At 63.3% G+C, this 6746-nt stretch carries 6 protein-coding genes; all 6 read right to left on the bottom strand.

Annotated features, from left to right (window positions below; all coding sequences use genetic code 11):
- Positions 1–48: 48 nt before the first annotated feature.
- Genes J1G35_RS27385 through tssA form a run of 6 tightly spaced genes read right to left on the bottom strand, consistent with a single transcriptional unit; the run spans position 49 to position 6572 of the window.
- A complete protein-coding gene (locus J1G35_RS27385; protein ID WP_223016556.1) occupies positions 49–1146 on the bottom strand; it encodes an OmpA family protein in 1098 nt (365 codons plus the stop codon).
- Between the two features lie 23 nt (positions 1147–1169).
- Positions 1170–1610 carry a type VI secretion system baseplate subunit TssE gene (gene tssE, locus J1G35_RS27380; protein WP_223016555.1) on the bottom strand — a complete coding sequence of 147 codons (441 nt, stop codon included), beginning with the start codon at positions 1608–1610 and terminating at the stop codon, positions 1170–1172.
- A gap of 3 nt (positions 1611–1613) precedes the next feature.
- The gene (tssJ, locus tag J1G35_RS27375; RefSeq protein ID WP_223016554.1) at positions 1614–2150 is read right to left on the bottom strand and encodes a type VI secretion system lipoprotein TssJ; all 537 of its coding nucleotides are present in this window, start codon (positions 2148–2150) and stop codon (positions 1614–1616) included.
- Positions 2131–3228 carry a type VI secretion system baseplate subunit TssG gene (gene tssG, locus J1G35_RS27370; protein ID WP_223016553.1) on the bottom strand — a complete coding sequence of 366 codons (1098 nt, stop codon included), beginning with the start codon at positions 3226–3228 and terminating at the stop codon, positions 2131–2133. The genes tssJ and tssG overlap by 20 nt, the downstream gene beginning before the upstream one ends.
- The gene (gene tssF, locus J1G35_RS27365) at positions 3192–4961 is read right to left on the bottom strand and encodes a type VI secretion system baseplate subunit TssF (protein WP_223016552.1); all 1770 of its coding nucleotides are present in this window, start codon (positions 4959–4961) and stop codon (positions 3192–3194) included. The genes tssG and tssF overlap by 37 nt, the downstream gene beginning before the upstream one ends.
- Before the next feature lie 24 nt (positions 4962–4985).
- Positions 4986–6572 carry a type VI secretion system protein TssA gene (gene tssA, locus J1G35_RS27360; RefSeq protein ID WP_223016551.1) on the bottom strand — a complete coding sequence of 529 codons (1587 nt, stop codon included), beginning with the start codon at positions 6570–6572 and terminating at the stop codon, positions 4986–4988.
- Positions 6573–6746 lie beyond the last annotated feature (174 nt).

Genomic DNA, 6746 nt, shown 5'->3' with positions numbered 1-6746 from the left:
GGGGGTGACATGGGAAGCGGGGACAAGCGGGATCAGGGCGAGTTCAATTCATTCCACAGCCAATGTGAGGTCTTCACAGGCGCCCGCCTGCGGCACCAGATGAATATCCACGCGGCGGTTGGCCGCACGTCCTGCCTCTGTGCCATTGCTGGCGATGGGCTGATTGGCCGCAAAGCCCTGCACGGCAAAGCAGCTGTCGGCAATGCCGCCCATGCGTTGCATCCAATCGCGTACAGCAGAGGCACGGGCGTGGGACAGGGCCAGATTCTGTTCGACAGCGCCGGTGGCATCGGTATGCCCAGCAATCACGATCAGCCAGCCCGGTTGGGCCTTGATGTCGACCAGGGCCTTGATCAGCACCTTGGTCGAGTCCGGTTTCAGCGTTGCGCTGCCGGCATCGAACAGCGACAGGCTGTCCAGCCGCACCGGTTCAGGCATTAAGGTTTCCCGCTCAGGCATTCTCAGCCAGGCTTGCCAACCGAACCCGGCAAGCACGGCAACGAAAATCCCAGCGGCCAACAGCCACCGCAGCATGCGATGCCGTCGCGGTTGCGCCTCAGGGGGTGGCAGGATCACGACGGGGCTCACCCATGCCGGAGCCATCCCCCGCAACGGCACCGGCAGCGTTTCGCTGGATGAACAGAGCTGCTCCAAGCGCAGGCCGACCTGTTGACGCAACGCCTGGAGTGCCAGCAACGGACCGTGAGGCAACAAGCGCGCGTGCAACCGGGCCAACCCGGTATGCAGTTGAGCCAGGGCAGGACCGCTGTGCACCGGCATTGGCGCGCGGCGCAGCAGTGCCTGCAGTTGATCGAACAGCCACCCCAGCACGTCGAGACGCGTGGACTCCATGGCTGGCCACACGTGTGGCCACTCGCGGGCAAGCGCCTCGATAAGTGCCACGCCCTGGGCCACTCCCTCCACGCCATGACGTTGGGCACACGCCAAGGTGTAGAAACACGCGGTCTGCAGGTCTGCGCCGTTGTGCTCGAACAGCCTCACGCACCACTGTTCGACCTTCACCCAGTCCACATCCGGGCAGGCGGGATGACTGAGCTTGGCCAACTCATCGCGCAAGGCGGTGAACTCGCTGAAACCGCGCGGATCACCGCCGACTTGAATACGCATTTCAAACACTGCCGTCATCGCGCTTCCCTTGCGTTATCGGTTCAAGGCGTAGAGAGGTACTGTTGCCGCTTCAAGTGACGCACCAGCACCCGGCCCTCGGGGCCCAGGGTGGTGCCGAAGTTCACGCGCTGCCCATCTTTCAATTGCATCTCCAGGGCGTAGTCCAGATGCCCCGGCAGTGCCTGGGGCAGCAGCTCGATGGCCACCGCCGCCAGGCGCGGTTCGTACTTGAGCAACGTGGTGGTCATGGTGCCGATCAAGCCATGGGCTGAGGCGGGCAACCCTTGCAGGATCAGGCCCATGTCCGGCAACCCGTAATCCGGCAGATGGCTGAGCGCGCCCGCACGGCTGTTGAGGATGCGTTGCAGGTTGTCCAGCACGGACAGCGGGTGCTGGTCCTCCTCGCTGACGCGATGCAACGCCAGCTCACCGTTGAAGTTTTGCAGCAGCATTTCGTAGAGCGAGGGGGTGCATTCGCTCATGGTTCAGTCCTTCGCCAGGGGCCGCAGCGTCAGGCGGCTATCACCCAGCTCGATCACCCGTGCCCGATCCGGGTCCAGGTCGTCGCGTGCCAAGGTCAGGCGCCACGTGTTCAGGCGGGTATCGGGGTTGCGGAACAAGGCCACCACCGTGACGAACTGCGCCTCCTTGTGCATGGGCACATTCAGTTGCGCACCCTCCTGCGGTTTCACCACCACTGCGCGTTTGTCCAGCAACGCGCTCGCCAGCAGTTGCTCGTCATCGCCCAGCAACCCTTCGTAGGTCGCCAGCTCCACCGCCTTGGTGTCGCGCAGCTGGTAAACGCGGATCAAGGTCGGTACCGACAACGCACTCATGTCGGTTGCCTGGGTGTTCAGCGTCGTGCGCGCGCTGAAATCCAGGTGCAGGGTTTTGACCTGCTTGTAGAAGATCGACTTCGTGGTGGACACCGTGCCATCGGCCACGGTCTGGGCCAGGCCACACCCCGCGAGCGGCAGTACAGTCACTGCCAACATCAAGCACTTAAAAACGGTACGCGACATGCTGCGTCTCCCTGTTGCGGGGATTAATCGAAAGGCCCTGGTAGCGGCCGAGGTTGATCGTAAGGTGGGTGTGCCGCGTCACTTGCCAGGCATCGCCGCCCAAACCAAGGACACCGGTCATGCCGAGCCGGATAGGCGCTTGCCCCAGGACGGGCACAGGCAGGCTGCGCACCGGCAACGACAGCTGCAGTTTCGCGGTGCAACGCCACCCCAGGTAAACGCGCAGCAGCACCAGCAAATCGCGGTACAACTCGCCATCGGGCAGCCAGCCACGCGCTTGCCGGGTGTCGTCGGTACACAGCACCAAGCGCAACTGGCTGTTGGCGTCCTGGCCGACGCGGCCCAGCGGCGTGCCCTGGGACAAGCTCACGGGACGTTGCCGGGAAAGACGAGCCGGGTGCGCCAACGCAATGCGCTGCGGACAATGCCCAGTCACCTGCGCCTGGGTCTCGGGGGCGAGCAATTTGACCAGCGCCATGATGCCTTCGGCGTTGCGTGTGGGCAGGCGCATCACGCTGAGCAAGGCCAGAAAACGCGAGACCGGCGTGGCGACCTGCTGGGCAGTGCCCGGAATACCCAGGCCAATCAGGCCCAACAGGCATTGCGAAGTCGCATCGGTGCCACCGGTTTCGTACGTTGCCGGGTAGGAGTACTTGCGCCAGATCCGGTAAAGCTGGGTGAACATCCGGTGATTGAACATATCCAGGAAGGCTTCCAACGCGGCGTGGCCTTCGCGACGTTGCGCGATGTCATCCAGAAACACCGTCGGCATCGGCGAGTCGACCCCGTACAAACCGAACAGGCGGGTGCGCACCGTCGCCGGGCGCTCCGGGCGAGCGTCATCGGTTTCGATCGCCTTCAACTCGCTGGCCGCAAACCCCATGCCGGGATCAGGCCGAAAGCGCACGGCATCATCGGCCGGGTGCGCCGTGCTGCCCAAAGGCGGTTGCCCTGGCAAGGCCTGCTCCAACAACTGGCAAAAGCGGTACAGGTTGGCCTCGGCCACGTGCGGCCGCAGGACTTCCAGCAAACCGACGTCTTTCAGCCGGGAATACGCTGACTGTGGTTCTCGTTCCATCGCAGGCACTTTCCAGTAGGTTGCAGGATCAGCGTGAGCTGGGTGTACACATGAATGTCGGCATACAAGGCAAAGAAACGGTTGAGCATTTCACCGAACAGGCTGATGTCGCCCTCCCCTGAAAAGCCATGGGCGTCCAGGGTGATTTCGATATCCACCCCGCGCAGCAAAAAGCCTTTTTCAAAACGCTGAACCAGGTGATGCCTGACCTCGACAATGGCGGCCAAGCGACGACGATTCAGTTCACTGCCAGTCCAGTCATAGAGCGCGAGCGTTCCTCTCAGCACCTCGGCACTGCCCAGCATCGGCAGGAAGTTCGACCCCAGGTGGCTGAGCACCCGCCAGTGAAAGCGGTCACGATTCGGCGGGTAGCAGGGCAAGGTCGGCGCGCACAGGTTGCGCACGCGCAAAGCGGCTTGCGTGGACTGCACCGCGGTATCGAGCAGCGTGCTTTGCAGTGCCTTGCGCGGTAACTGACCGTGAGTACCGGTCAGGCGCAATGACAGGTTTTCCTGCGCAAGCAGGCGGTCTTTGTCGAAACCTTCACCTCCCAGGACCAACCAGGTGTCGTGCAAGCCATTCGCCGCGCGCTTCAGGCGTGTATGGAAGTAGCGTTCCGGCGCCTCATCGCGCAGCATGCCGCCCTTGTGGCGAAAGCTGGTGAACGGCACGTAGTCCTGGCGTTCACCGTTTCTCGATGCGGTGACGCGGTCCACCGAATAGATCTCCATGTGGCCGTCCTGCAAGCGCATGGGGCGTAGCAGGTAGTCGGTTTGCAACGGCGCCAGGGTAAGCGGGTCGGCCTCCAACGGGAACAGGTTGATCACCGGCACGGCGTGCAGGCGGATATGTTCGCAGGTCAGGTCGAAGGTAGAGGGCCAGGGCTCACGCAACACCACCTCAAGCTCGAACCAGTCAATGCCGGGGGCAAGCTTCAATTGCTCCAACCCACACAGGGTCACGAACATGAATTTCTCGCGAAAGCTGAAATACTCCAGCAATAGCTGATAGCCGCTGAAGGCGCTGTCGCCCTTGGGCCACAGCCGGTCTTCTTCGCCAAATCCCTTGGGCGCAAAATGTCCGCTGAATGGCTGGCGTTCGGTTTGCCCGGCCCAGCGCACATACAGCGTCTGGGTGTTGAGGGTCAGCGCCTGATGCAGAGCGCTGGCCAGAGGTGTATCGGCATTCAGGTACAGAGGCAGGCGACTGAGATCGATCTGGCTCCAGTCGGTCAATGCCCCGCAGGCAAAACGCAGGCGTAACACTGAGCAACCGTCCGGTTCAAAGCCCCGCCCGACCGAGATCAGCGCCAGAGGCCGCAGGGTCAGGTCTTGGGTGGTGGTGTAGCGGCAACGGGTGCGTTGTGGCCCGATGGGTTGCGACAGCACCTCGAAACCCTGGGCGATCAACTCGCTGCTTTTCATCTGCGCCAGTTCAGGCACCAGTTCGACCACTGACAGCGACGGGATGGTGCGCAGGTAGTGCGGCCACAGCAGGCTGACCAGCCCTTCGGTCAGCTCGGGCAGGTCATCGTCGAGTTTCTCCCGCAGACGGCCCATCAGGAACGCGAACCCTTCGAACAGGCGCTCCACATACGGGTCCTGCGCGCCTGGCTTGTCGAGGTTGAGCTGCGCGGCGCGGTCCGGGAACGCCTCTGCGAACTCCTTGCCGGCCTCGCGCAGGTAGCGCATTTCGGCGTCGAAGTAGTGCAGTGTCAGATTGTCCATGCTCACAGAAAGACTCCTGGTGTATGAGGGTTAGCCACAGAGCACTGCGGCGCGTACCGGGTCGATGGCCACCAGTGCCGCCAGCAAGGTTTCCATGCGCCGCGCCAGGGTGGGTCTGTCGGCGTCGTTGCGCTGGGCTTTCACCCGCAACAGCTTGAGCAGGCGCGCCTTGACCTCGAAATTCAGCTCGGGCTCCCATTCGGCCAAGGCTTGGCGTTGCGCGGTGGCGTCCAGCTCCCCGAGCAGGTGGATGGCCAGGTCGCTTTTGCCATACTGCTCGGCCACCCGCGCCATCAGCAGGCGCAGCAGCCAGCGTTGACGACCGCTGTGGATACCGGGGCGTGCGGCCAGCCAGGCGAGTGCCTGCTCCACGCCGTCGCTGTCCGCCTGGGCGATGGCCTCGCCTTCCAGCAACAGCACGTCGCCGTCGTCTGCCGCAGCAGCCACCGACGTGACGGGCAGCCATTGCTGGGGTTGGTTACCGTTGACGTGCTGGGCGATCCATTCGCGAGTGGTTTCATCGGCAAAGGGGCTACCGTCGCTCCAACACAGCAGCTCCAGCCCCGGCAGGCGCTCGAGGAACATGCCCAAATCACGCTTGGTGATATCGGCCCAGCGGTCCTGGGGCGCGGGTTGTTTACTCAAGGCCTGATACACGTACCACTGCAGATCCAGCCAGAAATGGTTCACCCCTTCGGCATAGATCCGCTCGACCTGATCAAGCAACTCCGCCCAGTTCTGTTGCAGGTACAACCGCTTGAGCTGTGCCCGATAGTCCCCTCTCGGCGGTACCAGGCGCGTATGGTTGTTCGCCTCCTGAGGCGGCGTTTGGTGCACCGTGTCCCAGCGCAAGCTCTTCATCAAACGGTGCGCCGCGAGCCATCCCAAGGGTTGCTCGCGCAGATAACCGGCCAACGCCCGACCGCTGTCCAGCAGGTCGCGCCCGGATTTGATCGACGTGACCGGCGAGGCACTCGCTTGCACCGACGACTCGTGGCTGGCGCTGTTCTGCGGGACCAACGCGTCCATACCACCGGACTGTGCCAGCCGCGCGGACAAGGCCGCATACAGCGGTTCCAGGTTCGGCCGTTGCGCCTGGGGCCACGTACTCAACTCACGCTCAAGCCAGGCAAGCGCTGCAGCGGTACGCTCGGCTTCGGCCTTGACCACTTCCGGGTACAGCAGCAGTGTGTCCAGCACCTTGCTGCTGGCCAACCATTCCAGGGCCATCTTGCGGCTTTGGGGCCGGGCCGGCAGTACCGCATCGGCAAAGCGTTCAATCAACGCAGCCAGCAGGCTAAGGCCATCGGCCAACCCGACTTCGCCCTCCTTGTGCAAGCGTGCCCACAGGTAGTAAGTGGCGACGCGCAAGTCCTTACAGGTGTGGATGAGCAGTTTCTGCGCCAGTTCGGCAACCTGCTCGGCATCGGCACCGGAGAGCTTGCTGACCTCTTCGCGCATGCGCTGGAAGTCATCGTCGTAGCCAGGGTCGTCGCCGACGGGAGAATCGGTGCTGATGGGTTGCAGCCAGGGTTGCCAGTGATCAGCCTGTTGGTGGGCGACGCAGAGTGCATCGCGGGTGCCCAGGCAGCGGGTGATCAAGGTGCGCAGGCTCATGGGAAACTCCTGTTTTGGGCGTAGGCTGCTGGGGTGTCGTACTCGCTGAGGAATATCTGTTGCGGTAACGCGAAGTTGCGCAGCTTGAGCAACGCCAACGGCCCCGCATCCAATTCCGTGCGCAGGTGCCAGGTCAGGCTCAAGCCATCCGGCGCCTTGAGCAGCAGGCGATAA

It is taken from the genome of Pseudomonas sp. SH10-3B, assembly GCF_019891415.1.
In the GTDB taxonomy this organism is placed as follows: Bacteria; Pseudomonadota; Gammaproteobacteria; order Pseudomonadales; family Pseudomonadaceae; genus Aquipseudomonas.
The sequence above is the reverse complement of the archived record's forward strand: the minus strand, read 5'-3'. Positions and strand labels throughout refer to the sequence as shown.

What these genes read in the sequence shown, in the direction of transcription:
- tssG (WP_223016553.1), bottom strand. Translation starts at nt 3,228, where the DNA reads ATGGAACGAGAACCACAGTCAGCGTATTCCCGGCTGAAAGACGTCGGT.
- tssJ (WP_223016554.1), bottom strand. Translation starts at nt 2,150, where the DNA reads ATGTCGCGTACCGTTTTTAAGTGCTTGATGTTGGCAGTGACTGTACTG.
- tssA (WP_223016551.1), bottom strand. Translation starts at nt 6,572, where the DNA reads ATGAGCCTGCGCACCTTGATCACCCGCTGCCTGGGCACCCGCGATGCA.
- tssE (WP_223016555.1), bottom strand. Translation starts at nt 1,610, where the DNA reads ATGAGCGAATGCACCCCCTCGCTCTACGAAATGCTGCTGCAAAACTTC.
- J1G35_RS27385 (WP_223016556.1), bottom strand. Translation starts at nt 1,146, where the DNA reads ATGACGGCAGTGTTTGAAATGCGTATTCAAGTCGGCGGTGATCCGCGC.